Annotated in this window: 15 protein-coding genes; 13 read left to right on the forward strand and 2 right to left on the reverse strand. The window is 65.2% G+C overall.

Features of this window, described 5'->3' with window-relative positions:
- Positions 1-58: 58 nt before the first annotated feature.
- The 8 genes from AWC31_RS29645 (at position 59) to phtC (ending at position 10248) form a co-directional block, all read left to right on the forward strand.
- Complete coding sequence (locus AWC31_RS29645) at positions 59-1087, forward strand: cupin domain-containing protein (RefSeq protein WP_085148055.1); 1029 nt, start codon at positions 59-61, stop codon at positions 1085-1087.
- Positions 1088-1436: 349 nt separating this feature from the next.
- Positions 1437-2543, forward strand: coding sequence for an ABC transporter substrate-binding protein (locus AWC31_RS29650; RefSeq protein WP_067852433.1), 1107 nt, complete (start codon positions 1437-1439; stop codon positions 2541-2543).
- Positions 2544-2594: 51 nt separating this feature from the next.
- A complete protein-coding gene (locus AWC31_RS29655) occupies positions 2595-4346 on the forward strand; it encodes an ABC transporter permease (RefSeq protein ID WP_085148058.1) in 1752 nt (583 codons plus the stop codon).
- Positions 4347-4371: 25 nt separating this feature from the next.
- Positions 4372-5544 (forward strand): ABC transporter ATP-binding protein, encoded by a 1173-nt coding sequence (locus tag AWC31_RS29660; RefSeq protein ID WP_085148060.1) that lies wholly within the window; start codon positions 4372-4374, stop codon positions 5542-5544.
- 8 nt (positions 5545-5552) lie between these two features.
- Positions 5553-6797 (forward strand): MFS transporter, encoded by a 1245-nt coding sequence (locus AWC31_RS29665; RefSeq protein WP_085148062.1) that lies wholly within the window; start codon positions 5553-5555, stop codon positions 6795-6797.
- 54 nt (positions 6798-6851) lie between these two features.
- Positions 6852-8003, forward strand: coding sequence for a cupin domain-containing protein (locus AWC31_RS29670; RefSeq protein WP_085148064.1), 1152 nt, complete (start codon positions 6852-6854; stop codon positions 8001-8003).
- The gene (locus AWC31_RS29675) at positions 8000-9535 is read left to right on the forward strand and encodes an ethanolamine ammonia-lyase reactivating factor EutA (protein WP_085148066.1); all 1536 of its coding nucleotides are present in this window, start codon (positions 8000-8002) and stop codon (positions 9533-9535) included. The genes AWC31_RS29670 and AWC31_RS29675 overlap by 4 nt, the downstream gene beginning before the upstream one ends.
- Positions 9532-10248: a 3,4-dihydroxyphthalate decarboxylase gene (gene phtC / locus AWC31_RS29680; RefSeq protein WP_085148068.1), complete on the forward strand. Its 717-nt coding sequence runs from the start codon at positions 9532-9534 to the stop codon at positions 10246-10248. The genes AWC31_RS29675 and phtC overlap by 4 nt, the downstream gene beginning before the upstream one ends.
- On the opposite strand, the gene AWC31_RS29685 is transcribed toward phtC, so the two are convergent.
- Positions 10243-11097, reverse strand: a complete 855-nt coding sequence (locus tag AWC31_RS29685; protein ID WP_085148070.1) for an NAD(P)-dependent oxidoreductase — start codon at positions 11095-11097, stop codon at positions 10243-10245. The genes phtC and AWC31_RS29685 overlap by 6 nt on opposite strands.
- Positions 11098-11269: 172 nt before the next feature.
- Here AWC31_RS29685 and AWC31_RS29690 point away from each other — a divergent pair, with 172 nt between their 5' ends.
- From AWC31_RS29690 to AWC31_RS29705, 4 genes are read left to right on the forward strand one after another with little or no spacing between them, the layout of a single operon-like run.
- Positions 11270-12502, forward strand: coding sequence for an aromatic ring-hydroxylating dioxygenase subunit alpha (locus AWC31_RS29690; protein ID WP_234817038.1), 1233 nt, complete (start codon positions 11270-11272; stop codon positions 12500-12502).
- Positions 12499-13008 carry a 3-methyl-2-oxobutanoate hydroxymethyltransferase gene (locus tag AWC31_RS29695; protein WP_234817039.1) on the forward strand — a complete coding sequence of 170 codons (510 nt, stop codon included), beginning with the start codon at positions 12499-12501 and terminating at the stop codon, positions 13006-13008. The genes AWC31_RS29690 and AWC31_RS29695 overlap by 4 nt, the downstream gene beginning before the upstream one ends.
- Before the next feature lie 11 nt (positions 13009-13019).
- Complete coding sequence (locus AWC31_RS29700; RefSeq protein ID WP_234817040.1) at positions 13020-13847, forward strand: 3-methyl-2-oxobutanoate hydroxymethyltransferase; 828 nt, start codon at positions 13020-13022, stop codon at positions 13845-13847.
- Entirely contained in the window at positions 13844-14704 is an 861-nt protein-coding gene (locus tag AWC31_RS29705) for an alpha/beta fold hydrolase (protein WP_085148084.1), read from the forward strand. The genes AWC31_RS29700 and AWC31_RS29705 overlap by 4 nt, the downstream gene beginning before the upstream one ends.
- On the opposite strand, the gene AWC31_RS29710 is transcribed toward AWC31_RS29705, so the two are convergent.
- Positions 14690-15436: a FadR/GntR family transcriptional regulator gene (locus AWC31_RS29710; protein WP_067852457.1), complete on the reverse strand. Its 747-nt coding sequence runs from the start codon at positions 15434-15436 to the stop codon at positions 14690-14692. The genes AWC31_RS29705 and AWC31_RS29710 overlap by 15 nt on opposite strands.
- Before the next feature lie 112 nt (positions 15437-15548).
- Between AWC31_RS29710 and AWC31_RS29715 the strand changes: the two genes are divergently transcribed.
- A complete protein-coding gene (locus AWC31_RS29715) occupies positions 15549-15872 on the forward strand; it encodes an ArsR/SmtB family transcription factor (RefSeq protein WP_198538928.1) in 324 nt (107 codons plus the stop codon).
- The last annotated feature ends 44 nt before the right edge of the window (positions 15873-15916 follow it).

Below are 15916 nucleotides of genomic sequence, written 5' to 3' on the forward strand. Positions count from 1 at the left end.
GTGTCTTACCATGGCTAATGGTAAAACCATTGTACAAAAGATGATCCAAGGAGAAGGTATGGCGAAGAAGGGCCGCGTATTCGTCCGCGGACTCACTTCCGAGACCTATGGTCTCGGCGAGTTCCGGCGCCAACAGCTGGCCGTCGAACGGGTTCGTGACGATTCGGTCGTCGTCGACGACGCCAAGGTCGCGCATTCTGGCGACAGCGAGAAGTCGCGTACGTGGTGGCGCATCGGCCCGGGCGACGAGGATTTCCTGACTCAGACGATTCAGGTGCATTTCGTCGAGTTGCCGCCGCAGTCGTCCAATCACGGGCACGGTCACCAGAACGAGGCCGCGTTCTACATTCTGGAGGGCCGTGGCTACGAGATCCACGACGACAAGCGCTATGACTGGGCCAAGGACGATCTCGTGTACGTCCACACCGACTCGGTGCACCGCCACTTCAACCCCTATGACGAAAAGGCGCTCGCCCTCGTCGTGAAGGCCAAGTGCACGTGGATGTTCATGGGTCTGATCCAGCAGGGGCGCAGTGGTCCGGTCGAGAACGAAGAGGCGTTCGGCCCGCGCGAGGATTGGTCCAAGATCTGGACCCCCGGAGTGTTGGACCGCAAGAAGGTCGTCGGCCCGGCCGATACGGTCTGGGAGCAGACGCCGCTCGGCCGGGTCCGGGTGATCGCGTCACCGCGGCACACCGACGGCCGCATCTTCAGCATCGACGCCTTCGAACTCGAGATCGAAGCCGGCGGGCACTCCGGCAAGTACTGGAAGATGGCCGACGAGGTCTTCTACGTCCTATCCGGCGGGGGCTATGCCCTGCAGTGGGAAGTCGAGGCCGAGATCGCCGAGAAGTATTACGCGCGGATCGCCCGGGAGCCGAAGCGGTACGACATCAAGCAGGGCGACACTCTGTACGTCCCGCAGAACCACGTCTGTCAGATCTTCGCCGCGGACGGTACGCCGTTGCGGTTGTTCAACGCACAGAACCGCGTGTTCAAACACCTCGGCTACGACACTGTGCACTATTTCGAGCCGGCGTCCGGCTCGGATCAGGCGGTCGGCGAATTGGCCGACACCTCCGCCTGATCCCTCTGAAGACCAGCCGAACCTGACAAACCCAGGGTTCGGTCCGGCGGCTCGCGAACCGGCCGCCGGGCCGAACCCTCATGTTCATCTCGGCTTTCTCTCTGCCGATTCCGCATCGCCCCGTGTTGGCCGCGGGCGGGAAAATCACTCGATCCGGGCGTGTCCGGTGGCATCGATGCGCGCCCTTCGGTCGGACCTTCGAAGGCGTAAATACAATACTGTTAGCCCCTTCACAGCGGCTATCCGACATGGTAGAAATCACACAGCAATGGTCTTACAATAAGTCCACCGCTACCGCCGGGCTCCAGCTCACGGGCTCCTCGCAACCGACAGATAGGACTGCAAGGCAATGTCACCACGTCTCGGCCGGCTCACCGTTGCCATCGGCCTGACCTTCGCTCTGGTCGCCTGCGGCGGTTCCCCGACAGCGTCGAACACGAACGTCGGTGCTGCGGAAACCGCGGCGAAGTACCAGCAGTACGAAGGACTCAAAGGGCAGGAGCGGCGGGACCGCCTCGTCCAGGACGCCAAGGCCGAGGGCGGTGAGGTGTCGCTGTACACGTCGATGACCGCCGATGTCGCCGAGGCCGTCACCAAGGCGTTCACCGAACAGACCGGTATCCGCGTGAAGCTGTATCGCGCCGCCTCCGAGACCGTCCTGCAGCGACTCCTGCAGGAAGCGAGTGCCAACCATCCCGGTGCCGATGTGGTCGAGACCAACGACCGTGAGATGAGCGCGATCGGTGGGGAAGGTCTGGCGGCGCCGTATACGGGCGAGCGCCGCGACCTCGTGGGGGAGGAGGGCCGGTTCGACGACTGGACCGCCACTCGCTACAACCTGTTCACCCCCAGCTGGAACACCACCAAGGTGCCCGCCGGCCAGCAGCCCAAGAGCTGGGAGGACCTCGCCGATCCGAAGTGGGATGGCCAGCTCGCCATGGAGCTCTCCGATTACGACTGGTACCTGACCCTCTACAGCTACTGGCAGAAGAAGGGCAAGAGCGACAGCGAGATCGACCGTCTGTTCGCCGACATGGCCAACGGCGCCAAGGTGGTCAAGGGACACACCGTGATGGGCGAATTGCTCTCCGCAGGACAGTTTGCCGTTGCCGCGTCCAACTACTCGTACCTGGTCCAGCGCGTGAAGGACAAGGGCGCGCCGGTCGCCTACGAGCCCTTCGTGCAGCCCGTGATCGCGCGGCCGCAGGGTGCCGCCCTCATGAAGTCCGCCGCACATCCGGCCGCTGCCCTGTTGTTCGTGGACTGGCTGCTCACCGAGGGCCAGCAGGTGCTCGTAGACATGGCTCTGACTCCCGCGATCGAGCCGGAAGGCCTACCGGACCCGCTGAAAGGCATCGAGGTCATCCCCGTCGACGTCGACAAGCTCGTCAACGAAGCACAGCAGTGGAGCGAGCGGTACAGCGCCTTGCTCGAGAAGAGCGCCAAGGTCGGCTGACCCGATCGTGACCTCACCCTTGTCCGCACGCGTCTGTTCTGAGGTGAACACATGACCACCACCGCGCCGCCCCGGCCGACACCCCGCACGCCGTCGATCAACTCGTTGCCGGCCGAACCAGCCCGTTGGCGGCGTTGGTTGCCGACCCCCAAAGTGCTGATCCTCGGCCTCGTGGCCACCGTCATCGCCTATCTGGCGATCGTGCCGCTCTACTACCTGTTCTGGGGCACGTTCTTCGACGCGTCGGGCTTCACCGTGTCGGGCTTTCAACGTGCGTACGGCAACGACCAGATCTTCAGCCTGGTCGGGAACTCGCTCTGGTTCGCCGCAGGAGCCGCGGTCGTATCACTGGTGATCGGCACCGGTTTGGCGTACCTGAACGTGCGGACAGACGTGCCGTTTAAAGCGTTGTTCTTCGCAGCGTCGATCATCCCGCTCGTCATCCCGGGGATCTTGTACACGATCGCCTGGATCCTGCTCGGCAGTCCGGACATCGGGTTGATCAACCATTATCTCGAGCCGATCTTCGGCCGGGCGGTGATCGATGTCTTCACCGTCTGGGGAATGGTCTGGGTTGAGGGCCTTCAGCTTTCGCCGATCGTGTTCCTGCTCATGGTGGCGTCGTTCCGTTCCATGGATCCGTCCCTGGAAGAGTCGGCACTGATGTCGGGCGGGAGCCGATGGACCGTGTTCTTCAGGGTCACCGTGCCGCTGGCGCGGCCCGCGATCGTCGCGGCGATCCTGATCATGGTCGTGCGCAGCCTCGAAAGCTTCGAGGTGCCTGCGCTTCTCGGCTTGCAGAACGGTATCTACGTATTCACGAGCCGGATCTATTTCGTGCTCAGGGACTACCCGCCGGACCTGTCGGCCGCTGGTGCCCTGGCCATCGGCCTTCTCGTGATCGCGATCATCGGCGTGGTGATCTCCAACTTCGCGGGCCGCGCCAGCAAGAACTTCCAGACCGTGACCGGCAAGGGTTTTCGGCCTCGCCCCATCCAGCTCGGCAAGTGGCGCCCCGTCGCAGGCGTGTTGATCATCCTGTACTTCCTGATCTCGGTCGTCGCCCCGCTGCTGGTGTTGCTCTACACCTCGCTGCTGAAGTTCTACGCCCCGCCGTCGAAGGACACCCTGTCCAACATCACCTTCGACAACTACCGGCAGCTCGCGCACACCTCCGACGCGATCACCGCACTCAAGAACTCGTTGATCCTCGGCCTGTCGTCGGCCACGCTGGTGATGGCGTTCATGGCGGTGGCGGCCTGGATCGTGGTCCGATCACGGATCCCGGGCCGAAAGATATTGGACGGCTTGGCATTCATGCCGCTCATCGTTCCTGGCTTGGTGATGGGCCTTGCGCTCAGTTTCGTCTACCTGCGCAGCCCGATTCCCATCTACGGCACGCTCTTCATCCTGCTCATCTCCTATTGCACGCGGTATCTGCCCTACGGCATGCGCTACTCCGTGACGTCGATGCAGCAGATCTCGAACGAGCTCGAGGAGTCCGCACTCGTGAACGGCGCCAGCTGGTGGCAGACCTTCCGCCGGGTGTTGTTGCCGCTCTTGATGCCCGGGCTGATCGCCGGCTGGATCTACATCCTCGTCGTGTCGTTCCGTGAGTTGTCGAGCTCGATCCTGCTCTACAGCCCGGGAAACGAAGTCCTGTCCATCCTCATCTTCGAGCAGTTCGAGAACGGGCAGTTCACCGTGTTGTCCGCACTGGGCGTCGTCATGGTCCTGACCCTCGTCGTGCTGGTCACCGTCGCTTACAAACTCGGGGCCAAGGTCGGCCTCAAACAGGATTGACCTCCGGGTCGGAAGGAACACCGAGATGCTCGAAGTCCAGAATCTGGTCAAGTCATTCGATGGCGAGCGGATGAAGCGTCGCGTCCGGAAGGATCGGCCTGCCGGCCGGCCGGGCGACGAGGCAGCACCGGTCCGGGTGTTCGCCGTCAACAACGTCAGTTTCGAGGTCAAGCCGGGTGAGCTCTTCACCTTGCTGGGACCGTCGGGGTGCGGCAAATCCACCACTCTGCGCTCGATCGCGGGCCTCGAGCAGCCAGATTCCGGCGTGGTCTCGGTCGGTGGCACCACGTTGTTCGCGGCGGGCGCCGACGCCGGCAAGAGCGTGAATGTCCCCGCCAACAAACGGGGATTGGGCATGGTCTTCCAGTCCTACGCGATCTGGCCCCATATGACGGTGTTCGACAACGTCGCGTTCCCGCTACGGGTCCGGCCGCGCAAGCAACGGCCCAGCAAGCACGACATCACCGAACGGGTGCACCGCGTGCTCGAAACCATGGAGTTGCTGCAGTACGCGGATCGGCATGCGACCAAGCTGTCGGGCGGGCAGCAACAGCGGCTGGCGCTCGCCAGGGCGTTGGTCGTCGAGCCGGCGCTGCTGCTGCTCGACGAGCCATTGTCGAACTTGGACGCGAAACTGCGAGAGTCGCTGAGATTCGAGCTCAAGCGCCTGCAGCGGGAACTCGGCATCACCTCGATCTACGTGACGCACGATCAGATCGAGGCATTGTCGTTGTCTTCGAACATCGCGGTGATGCGCGCCGGCGAGGTGGTGCAGCTCGGGAAGCCGCGCGACATCTACGAGAACCCGCAGAGCAAGTTCGTCGCCGAGTTCATCGGCACCTCGAACTTCATTGACGGCACGGTGAAATCGCGTAATGGCGACCGGCACGTCGTGGAGACGCGCGACGGCCGGCTCACCCTCGATGCGGCCGCGCACATGCCACCGGGCGCGGAGGTCGTGGTTTCCATCCGCCCGGAAGCGGTGTTGCTCAGCACCGATCGGCCCATGGATGCGGTCAACGTCTGGGAGGGCACCGTCACCACGCGTGCGTTTCTCGGCGACGCCGTCGACCACGTGGTGTCCGTGGGCAAGCATGACATTCGGGCGCGCTGCCTCCCGCACATCTCCCATGCCCCGGGCTCGGCGGTATACATGCAGATGGATCCGGCGAAGCTGGCCCTCGTTCCCGTCGACTGATCGCGGAGATGGGTGTTCCGGCGGTACTGAGGAACCGAGATTTCGATCTCTACTGGACGGGTGTCGTCTTCTCCCAGATCGGCACGCGCGGGACGGTTGCGGCGAATCTCTACCACGTATATGCGCTGACCGGTTCGGTGATGCAGACCGGTCTGGTGGGCGCAGCACAAGCGATTGCGCTGCTCGTGTTGAGCCCACTCGGCGGCGTCTACGCCGACCGCTGGGACCGGCGCAGACTTCTGCAGGTGTCACAGGCGGCGGCGATGCTGGTGGCCGGTGCGCTCGCGGTGCTCACGCTGACCGGCCACATCGCCGCCTGGCAGGTCCTGGTGTCGGTCGTCTTGACCACTGCCGCAGCGACTTTCGATCAACCGGCCCGACAGGCGCTGATCCCGGCCCTTGTGCCGCGATCGCAGTTGCCGCAGGCGTTCGCGCTCCTCAACCCGTCGCGCGAGATCGCCGTGTTGCTGGGCCCGGCATTGGCGGGCATCTTCACCGGCATCGCGGGCCCCGGTCTGATGTATGCGGTGGACGCCGGGACCTATGCGGTTCTGGTGCTGCTCCTACAGGCACTGCGGACAGGCAAGCTGGACGGGGCGGGCAAGCGCATCTCGGTGTGGCGGCAGATCGGCGAGGGCGCGCGGTTCGTGGCGCGCCGCAAGATCATCTGGATGCTGATGTCACTCGACCTGTCGGCGACCCTGTTCGGCGCCTATCGAGTTGTGCTTCCCGCGTTGTGCGCCACCGTCTTTCACGTCGGGCCGCAGGGCTACGGTCTGCTCTCGGCGGCTCCGTCCGCGGGCGCGTTGCTCGCCACCTATACGGTGTTTCGCGTCGTGGACCGGGCCCAGCGACTCGGGCGGGTGCTGCTGATCGCCACCGTGCTCTACGGATTGGCCAACGTTGTGCTGGCGCAGGCTCATGTCTTCCTGATCGCGCTGATCGCGGGTTGTCTGATCGGCGGATTCGACGCGATGGCAACGACGATCCGGCACGCGGCGGTACAGCTGGAGACCCCGGACGAGCTGCGCGGCCGGGTGTCGGCCTTCTACCAGATGTCGTCGCGGGGCGGCCCGGCGCTGGGGGACACCCTCATCGGCGCCGCGGCCGGAGTGCTGGGCCCGGTGGTCGCGCTGACCCTGGGCGGGCTGGTGGCCGCGCTGTACCCGGTCGTGTTCCTTGTCCGGCCCAACCCGGTGCGGTTCTACGAGGGGGTGGCCGCCGAGGATGAGGGCGCGGTGGCGCGAAAGTGACCTTGACACAACAAGTATTGGTAATACCATTAGATCAAAATAGGACGATGGAGGATGCACGTGGCCAAAGATGCGATCGTTTCCGAGGATCTGGCGAAGAAGTTCGCCACCGAGAAGGACTCGCCATACGTGCGATGGGTCCGCGATGAGGGACTCGACATCATCAGCGCGCATTACGTTCCAGATCTCAACACGGTCGAGCTCAAGCCATGGGCCCGCCGCGGTGGGCGCGGCGTGTTCATCAACCACGAGGCGTCGCGAACCTCGAACGACTGCTATGTCTGCGAGATTCCGGCCGGCAAGGAACTCGCCCCGCAACGGCAGTTGTTCGAGGAGATGATCCTCGTTCTGTCCGGGCACGGTTCGACGACGGTGTGGAACGACGCAGGCCAACGGGTGACGTTCGAGTGGGGGCCCGGTGCGATGTTCGCCATCCCGCTCAACACCTGGCATCAGCACTTCAACGGTTCGGGCAGCCATGCAGCACGGTTCGTGTCCTCCACGAACATGCCGCCCGTCATCAACCTGTACGACGAGCCCGAGTTCGTGTTCAACACCGCCCACGACTTCACGGGCCGGTTCGCGGGCGAGCCGGACTACTTCGCCCCCAAAGATGAGCAGGACGGGTTGTTGTTGAAGACGAACTTCGTCGCCAACACGATCGACCTCCCGTTGATCTCGGCGAAGGAGCGCGGGGCGGGCGGCGGCCACATCCGCTTCTCGATGGCGAAAGGCTCGATGAACAGCCATATTTCGCAGTTCGGCACGGCGACGTACAAGAAAGGTCACCGGCATGGCCCCGGTGCGCACGTCATCATTCTCAGCGGCGAGGGATTCTCCCTGATGTGGCCCGAAGGTGAGGAACCGCGCCGCTACGACTGGAAGCGGGGCACCCTCATCGTTCCGCCGAACATGTGGTTCCATCAGCACTTCAACACCGGCGCCGAACCCGCTCGCTACCTTGCCTTCAAGCACGAGGTCGTGTCGATCCGGAACGCGCAGGGTGTTCCGAAGGCTTGGATCAGCAGGCGCATCGGCGGTGATCAGATCGACTACGCCGACGAATCCCCGGTTGTCCGTGAGACGTTCGCCAAAGCCCTGGCGGAGAACGGTTTGGAGCCCAAGATGGACGATGCCTATGCCGCCGAGTTGGCGGATCTGCCGCCGAAGCCGGCCGAGTCGATCGCGGTGGCGTCCCACGCATGACCCATGACGCGGATCACCACCACCATGACGAACCGGACCTGCCACTCGAGGAGAATCCGATCTGGCAGCAGGACAATGTCACGCTGTACAGCGTCGGTATCGACATCGGCAGTTCCGGTACCCAGGTGGCCTTTTCGCGCCTGCAATTGCGCAGGCGCGGTGAGGACCTGACGAGTCGGTACGTGGTGGTGTCCCGCGACACGATCTACGAGTCCGAGGTTCACCTGACCCCGTACACCGACGATCTGCAGATCGACGCGCAGACCCTCGGGCACATGCTCGATACGGCGTACACCGACGCAGGGCAGGAACCGCGCGATGTGGACACCGGCGTGGTGATCCTGACCGGCGAGGCGCTGCGGCGCCGCAACGCCGAACGGATCGCGTCGGTCGTGGCTGAGCGGGCCGGCGATCTGGTGTGCGCCACCGCCGGCCACCATATGGAGGCCATGTTGGCGGCGTACGGGTCGGGCGCGGCACTCACGTCTCATGAGATGGGCGCGCGCATCCTCAACGTCGACATCGGTGGCGGGACGACGAAGCTCGCCCTCATCGACAAGGGCAGAGTCGTCGCGACGGCGGCCTTCCATGTCGGCGGGCGGCTGATCGCCGTCGCGGGCGACACCGTGACGCGGATCGAGCCCGGCGGGTCCATGCACGCGGCGGCGGCCGGGTTCGACCTCGCGCTCGGCAACCGGGTGTCTGAACCGGAACTTGACGAGATCGCCTCGGCGATGGCCGATCTCGTCATCGCGGCGGTTCGGGGCGAACCCGCGGCCGATCATCTCTATCTGACCGAGCGCATCGGCGGTGAGGCGATGGACGAGGTGGACGGGATCATCTTCTCCGGAGGTGTCGCCGAGTACGTGTACGGCACTGAGCACAGAGATTTCGGCGACCTGGGCCGACGGCTCGGCGTGGCACTGGCCGCCCGCATCGGGGCGGGCGCACTGACCGCACCCGTGTTGCCCGCGGCCGAGCGGATCCGGGCGACCGTGCTCGGGGCATCCGAATACACCGTGCAGCTCAGCGGAATCACGAGCTTCATCCCGTCGGCGGAATCGACCCTGCCGCGCCGCAACCTGCAGGTCGCGCGACCGCAGTACGAACTCGGCGAGACCGTCGATCCGGATGCGGTGGCAGCGTCGATCTCTGCCCACCTCACACTGTTCGGCCTGCTGGAGACGTCCGCCGACGTGGCGGTGGCCTTGCACTGGAACGGCGCGCCGAGCTACCGGCGGCTGCGGGCCTTCGCCGAGGGTGTCGTGACGGGGCTCGGACGCCGAAGGGCCGAGGGCAGGCCGCTCTACCTGATGATCGACGGCGACATCGCGCTCACCCTCGGCACGATCCTGCGCGACGAACTCGCGGTGACCAACGACCTGCTGATCCTCGACGGAATCGCGCTGCGCGACTTCGATTTCGTCGACCTCGGGCGTGTGCGCGAGCCGTCGAGAACCGTGCCGGTCACCATCAAGTCGCTCGTGTTCGGCGCCGATCAGGCCGCGGCCTGCGCGCCGGCGCTGACATGAACGATCTGAGGGGCGTCGTCGCCACCGCATGCCGGATGCTGGCACACCAGGGTCTTGCGGCCGACGTGCTCGGTCACGTCAGTGTCCGGCTCGATGCCGACCGGATCCTGTTGCGCTGCCGCGGCCCCGCGGACCGCGGCCTGTTGTTCACAGTCCCCGACGACATCCGAGTCGTGCACCTCGATGGTCGCGCGGACGTCGCAGGCGGGTACGCCGTGCCCAATGAGGTCCACATCCACACCGAACTCTTTCGCGCACGGCCCGACGTGCAGGCGATCGTGCACGCCCACCCAAGCGATGTGATGGTCGCGGATCTGGCCGGACTCGAACCGCGACAGGTGTTCGGCGCATACAACATTCCCGCGTCCCGACTGGCGTACCGCGGTGTGCCCGTGTACCCACGCGCTGTCCTCATCCGAACGCCGGAACTGGGCCGAGCCGTCGCGGCGGCGGTCGGCGAATCCGCCGCGTGCATTCTGCGGGGGCACGGCATCGTCACGGCGGGGGAGTCGGTGGAGCAGGCGACCATGTGCGCGCTCGATCTCGTCGAACTGTCGCGCATCACGGCCGAGATCAAGCGACTCGGCGGAGCACCGGAACCCTTGCCTGACAAGGACCGCGACGAATTACCCGATCTCGGTGCATCGTTCAACGACAGCTCACGCTGGCGGCACTACGCCAGCCGGTTGGAGATCGCCGGCCTGGCGCTATAGACCGCCTTCGGCTTCGGGAAGCGGCGCGATCCGGCGACCGAGGTAGGTGCATTCCGGCCCGTACAGCAACTCGGCGACGTCGGCCGCGCTCATCGTCTTGATGAGTTGGTCGACATGCCCGGAGAGCGGCAAAACCAGGCCCGCATCCTGCGCGAGCTCGATGACGAAATCCATGTCCTTCTCCTGCCAGGTGAACCGCGTGCTGTCCCAACGCCGCAGGGTGCCGTTGTCACCGGGACACTTCATGAGCACCTCGCGCATACGTGCGGCGTCAACGCCGTAACGCTTCGCGATCGCGAGCGTTTCGAAGTTCGCGACGCAGTGAATCCAGTGCAGCAGGTTGTTACAGGTCTTGGCGAGCTGACCGGCGCCGAGCGGGCCGACATGCTCGACGCCACGGCTGTAGGTCATCATGACCGGGCGGGCGCGCTCGACGTCCGCCGCGTCGCCTCCGCACAGCGACAGCAGGTCACCGTCACGGGCACCCCTGGCGCCGAAGACAACTGGGGCGTCGATGAGACGAAGTCCCTTCGTCTCGACACTGCGCGACAGTTGCCGCATGAACCCCACGCTGTGAGTGCCTGTCACGACGACGAGTTGACCGGGGTTGCCATGCGCCGCCAGATCCTCGGCTACGCACGCCATCTGGTCATCTGTTCGCAGGCACGCCACGACGATGTCGGCGATCGGCGCGAGATCGGCGAGCGCCGTGGCGGCGCATGCGCCACCGGCGACGGCGGCAGCCAGTCGGTCCGGTTCGACGTCGTGGGCGATGACCTCGAATCCCCCTGCCACAAGGTGGCGTGACATCGGCAGGCCCATATCGCCGACACCGATCCATCCGATCATTTCGTCGCCCTTTCCGCCGAACCGCTTTGCCTTAAGAGCTAATGGTATTACAGTTAGGTTGATCGTGTTCAAGGTCTCACACTTGGAGTGGGGCGAGGACAGCTGAGAGGGCGGACGGGTGCTACGGGCAGAAATCAATGAGCTTTTGACCAGGACGGGGCCGGGGACGCCGATGGGCGAATTGTTCCGGCAGTACTGGATACCGGCGCTGCTGGCCGAGGAGCTCCCGGAGGACGACTGCCCTCCCGTGCGGGTGAAGCTGTTGAGCGAGCGCATGATCGCATTCCGGGACAGCGAGGGCCGGCACGGGCTCATCGACGAGTTCTGCGCTCACCGCGGGGCGTCGTTGTGGTTCGGCCGCAACGAGGAGGGCGGACTGCGCTGCCCCTATCACGGGTGGAAGTACGACGTGACCGGTCAGGCCGTCGAGATTCCATCCGAGCCGGAGAACTCGACGTTCTGTGCGCACGTCAAGCTGACGTCCTACCCGTTGGTGAAGATCGGCGATGTGCTGTGGACGTACATGGGAGACCCCGAAAAGCAGCCTCCGCTGCCCGAATTCGAGTTCGCGCTCGTACCGCCCGAGCAGACCTACACCTCGAAGCGGTGGCAGGAGTGCAACTGGCTGCAGGCGTTCGAGGGCGGGATCGACTCGAGCCACGTGTCGTTTCTGCACTCGGGCGGACTCAAGTCAGATCCGCTCTTCAAGGGCACCAAGGGCAACGAGTACAACATGGGTGACCTCAAGCCCTTCTTCGAGGTCGCCGATTCCGATGGCGGACTGTTCGTCGGTGCGCGTCGCAACGCCGAGGACGACACCTATTACTGGCGCATCACGCCGTGGGTGATGCCGTGCTTCACGATGGTCCCGCCGCGCGGAGATCACCCGGTGCACGGTCACTTCTGGATTCCCATCGATGACGAGAACTGCTGGGCCTACTCATTCGATTACCACCCGGTGCGCGCGCTGACCGCGACCGAGGTGCAGGCGATGAAGGACGGCCACGGTGTGCACAGCGAGAACATTCCCGGGACGTACCGGCCGGCGGCCAACAAGGACAACGACTACCTGATCGACCGCGAAGCGCAGAAGCGCGGGGACACCTACTCGGGAGTCAAAGGCATCGCGATGCAGGACGCCTCGCTGCAGGAGAGCATGGGCCCGATCGTGGATCGCACCAAGGAGATGCTGGTCTCGGCCGACAGCGGCATCATCAAGGCGCGCCAGAAGCTGAAGCGGGCCGCGGAGGCGTTGCGAGACAAGGGCACGACACCCCCGGGAGTGGATCCGGCCCATCACCGCGTGCGGTCGGCGGCCGTCGTGTTGCCGCGTGACGCATCGTTCGTCGAGGCGTGCCGCGAAGACCTGTCGGTCCGCGAGGGTGTACGGCAGTCGTCGGTATGAGTAGGCCGATACTCGGAAGCAGTTGCGCGCGTGCGGCATCCGCCGCTGAGATGCGCTATCGCATCGACCGCCCGATCCGCGGCCGCAACGGGGCGCGCATCATCGGACTCGATGCGGGTGCGGACGCGGTCGTCGAGCGGATCGCACATGAACCGTGGGGGCACGCCCGGTTCCTGTCGCTCGCCGAACGCGTCGGCGATGTGGGCGACCGCGGTTCGGAGGCGGTGTCGCTGCGCGACACCGCCGGTGACGTGTCGAGCCTACTGGTCGAACTCGAGGATGCCGACGTGGTGATCATGGTCGCGACGACCGGCGCCGACACCGCGGCGGCCACGATCGTCGGGGCTGCCTGCACGGTTCGAGCCATCATGACGGCAGCGCTCGTCATCGGCGACCGGGAGCGTATCGGGGCAACCGTGGCCACGCTGCGACCGCACGCGCGGGTGCTGATGGTCAGTGGCGACGAACGCGACGTGGTCGACCTACTCACCGCGCTACGCGCATGAAAGGAGCCGACGTGATTGTCGAAGACCGGGTGAAGCTCGGCGATCTTCAGACGATGAAGCGCGCGGGCCGCAAGATCGTCGGTGTCGTCGCGTGGGATTACCAGATGGCACGGGTGGTCGATCGCGCAGGCGTCGATCTGGTGTCGGTGGGCGATACCGTCGGCGCCAACCTGTGGGGCCAACCGAATCCCCTTGAGATCACGATGGACGAGATGCTCGTCGTGTGCCGGGCCGTGCGCCGCGGCGTCCGGCATGCCCTGCTCAGCTGTGACTTTCCCTTCGGCCCCGTGCAGGAAGGAACGAAGAGCGCAGTGCGCGCGGCCATCCGGTTCGTCAAGGACGCCGGAGTGGACATGGTCAAACTCGACGCAGCGGCCGAGCACCTCGATGCGGTGGAAGCGGTCACGCGCGCAGGCATTCCGGTCTTCGCTCAGTTCGGCATCACACCGCAGACCTCGCTGAAGTACGGCGTCTCCTACAGCGCGACACCGGGGGCCGGTGACACGGTGCCCGACGAACTTCTCGACGAGATGGTCGGGGAGGCAAAGCGTCTCGAGGGGGCCGGGGCCGTCCTGCTGAACTTCACCAACTCGGGCCCGGTCGTCGGCCCCGCCGTCGCTCAGTCGGTGTCGATTCCGGTGGTCGGTGGATTCGGCGGTGGCCCGTGGCTGGACGGACGGGTCCGGATGGCGACCGCCGCGATCGGCTACAGTGCCGACGGGCTGGACAATCCGCCCGACACCTATGCCAATGTCGCGCAAGTGGCATTCGATGCGATCGCCGCCTATGCGAACGACGTTCGGTCGGCACGACAGATCGTGGGTGGCATCGGACGATGAACGTGAACACTGCGGTGATCGACGGTATCTCGACCCGTTTCGAGGTGGCGGGGTCCGGGCCGCCACTGTTGATGTTCTCTCCGGGCGGTTTCAGCGCCACCATGGCGAACTGGGAACACCACGGCCTGTACGGGCGCACCCGGATGCTCGCGCAGCTCCGAGAGCGTTTCACCTGTATCACGTTCGACAAACGGGAATCCGGTGGCTCGGGTGGCCGCGTCGAGCGCGTGAAGTGGTCGGACTATGTCGACCAGGGCGTCGGGCTGCTCGACCACCTGGGGATCGAACGCGCGCACGTCATGGGTGCCTGTGTGGGTTGCTCGATCGCAGCGCTCATGGCAACGACACACGCGGGGCGTGTGTCGGCCATGGTGTTGTATTCGCCGGCAGGCGGGGTGAACTACCGACGCAAGCAACATGGGCGTTTCCTGGCGCATCTCGCTTATGTCGTCGAGCACGGGCTGGACGGCGTCGCCAAGCTGACGAGCACGACCGAGGCGGGATTCTCCGAGGACGGGCGAGTCGGCCCATGGGTGTCGGTGTTGCGTTCCGATGCCGAATTCGCGGCGGACTACGTCGGCTTGGATCCCGACCGCTATCGAATCGTCGTCTCCGGGATGAGCACAACGCTGTTCGACCGAGACACGGTTCCCGGGCCCGAGCCCGAAGACCTTCTGGCCTCAGACATTCCGGCGCTGATCGTTCCGGGCCAGGACAGCTCGCATGCCCCGTCGGCGGCACGTTATCTGCAGGAGTGCATACCCGGGAGTCAGTACTGGGACGTTCCCGTGGCCGAACAGACCGCCGAGACCGCGCCGGGGCGGGTCACCGATTTCCTGGCGTCAGTTGCCCTTTGAGACGTGCCGCGCGGTGCGGCCGATGTGGGTGCGCATCACGGCGGTGGCCTTCTCGACATCGCCCTTCTTGATGGCGGCCACGAACTGGCGGTGCTCGCGATTTCCACGGATACCCATCTCTGGATGGCCTTCCTGGATGTGGCGCAGCGACATCAGCGTCGGCCCGTGGAACGACTCGGCAAGCATGACGATCGCGGCGTTGTGGCTGGCCTTGGCGACACGGGTGTGGAATTCCGCCGACAACTCCATCGGGTATGAACCGTTCTCGGCCGCGGCATCACCGCGATCGCAGATCTCGAGCAGGTCCTTGATGTCTTCTTCGGTGGCGCGCTCACACACCAGCGGGATGATGCCGAGTTCGAAGACCTGCCGCGCTTCGGTGACCTCCCGGTCGGTGAGGCCCGACATGGTCAGCAGATCCATGATTCCCTCGCCGACGCGGGCGCTCGTGGGTGCCGTGACGAAGGCGCCGCCGCGCGCACCGACCTTGATCGTGACCATGCCGTTGGCTTCGAGGCCGCGCAGTGCCTCGCGCACCGTCACCCGGCTGACGCCGAACTTCTCGCCGAGTTCCCGCTCGGCCGGTAGCCGGTCACCGGGCTTCAGTTGCCCGTCGCGGATCAGCAACCGGACCTGGTCGACGATCATCTCCGAGGCCCGGCCGGGATTGACCCGGGTGAAGATGTCGTCGGATCCGCCCCGCGACGAAGTGATGGAACCGTCAGCCGTCATGGCCCAATGATAAAGCCACCAGACCCTTAGCGGGGGCTTTGGGTGGTCACCGGCGCGTGATGTCAAGCCGAGTGTGCGTCGCATCGGAGGCGGATTGGATTACATTCCACATGTGGACGAGTCGGACAATCAGATCGAGCGGGCGACATCGGCGCTCGTCGATGTCGATACCGCCACCTGGGCCCGGCGCTTCGACCTGCTCTCGGACCCCAATCGCCTGGAGATCCTGCTGGTGCTCCACCGCGCCCCTGGCATTTTCGTCGGCGATCTCGCTGCCGCGTTGGGACGATCGGAAAATGCGGTGTCTCAAGCTCTTCGCGTGCTTCGGCAGCAGGGCTGGGTGACCTCGACCCGGGTCGGCCGCGCGGTGAGCTACCGATTGGAGGACGAGATCGTGCACGATCTGCTGCACCGGATCGGCGCGCGACACGGCTGATGCCATCTGTATATCTGTTCATCTAGACAGGTGACGGTGGCGGG

The organism is Mycolicibacterium wolinskyi (assembly GCF_002101965.1).
In the GTDB taxonomy this organism is placed as follows: Bacteria; Actinomycetota; Actinomycetes; order Mycobacteriales; family Mycobacteriaceae; genus Mycobacterium; species Mycobacterium wolinskyi.

Coding starts and splice junctions, on each gene's coding strand:
- AWC31_RS29645 (WP_085148055.1), top strand. CDS start 59: ATGGCGAAGAAGGGCCGCGTATTCGTCCGCGGACTCACTTCCGAGACC.
- AWC31_RS29650 (WP_067852433.1), top strand. CDS start 1,437: ATGTCACCACGTCTCGGCCGGCTCACCGTTGCCATCGGCCTGACCTTC.
- AWC31_RS29655 (WP_085148058.1), top strand. CDS start 2,595: ATGACCACCACCGCGCCGCCCCGGCCGACACCCCGCACGCCGTCGATC.
- AWC31_RS29660 (WP_085148060.1), top strand. CDS start 4,372: ATGCTCGAAGTCCAGAATCTGGTCAAGTCATTCGATGGCGAGCGGATG.
- AWC31_RS29665 (WP_085148062.1), top strand. CDS start 5,553: ATGGGTGTTCCGGCGGTACTGAGGAACCGAGATTTCGATCTCTACTGG.
- AWC31_RS29670 (WP_085148064.1), top strand. CDS start 6,852: ATGCACGTGGCCAAAGATGCGATCGTTTCCGAGGATCTGGCGAAGAAG.
- AWC31_RS29675 (WP_085148066.1), top strand. CDS start 8,000: ATGACCCATGACGCGGATCACCACCACCATGACGAACCGGACCTGCCA.
- phtC (WP_085148068.1), top strand. CDS start 9,532: ATGAACGATCTGAGGGGCGTCGTCGCCACCGCATGCCGGATGCTGGCA.
- AWC31_RS29685 (WP_085148070.1), bottom strand. CDS start 11,097: ATGATCGGATGGATCGGTGTCGGCGATATGGGCCTGCCGATGTCACGC.
- AWC31_RS29690 (WP_234817038.1), top strand. CDS start 11,270: ATGGGCGAATTGTTCCGGCAGTACTGGATACCGGCGCTGCTGGCCGAG.
- AWC31_RS29695 (WP_234817039.1), top strand. CDS start 12,499: ATGAGTAGGCCGATACTCGGAAGCAGTTGCGCGCGTGCGGCATCCGCC.
- AWC31_RS29705 (WP_085148084.1), top strand. CDS start 13,844: ATGAACGTGAACACTGCGGTGATCGACGGTATCTCGACCCGTTTCGAG.
- AWC31_RS29710 (WP_067852457.1), bottom strand. CDS start 15,436: ATGACGGCTGACGGTTCCATCACTTCGTCGCGGGGCGGATCCGACGAC.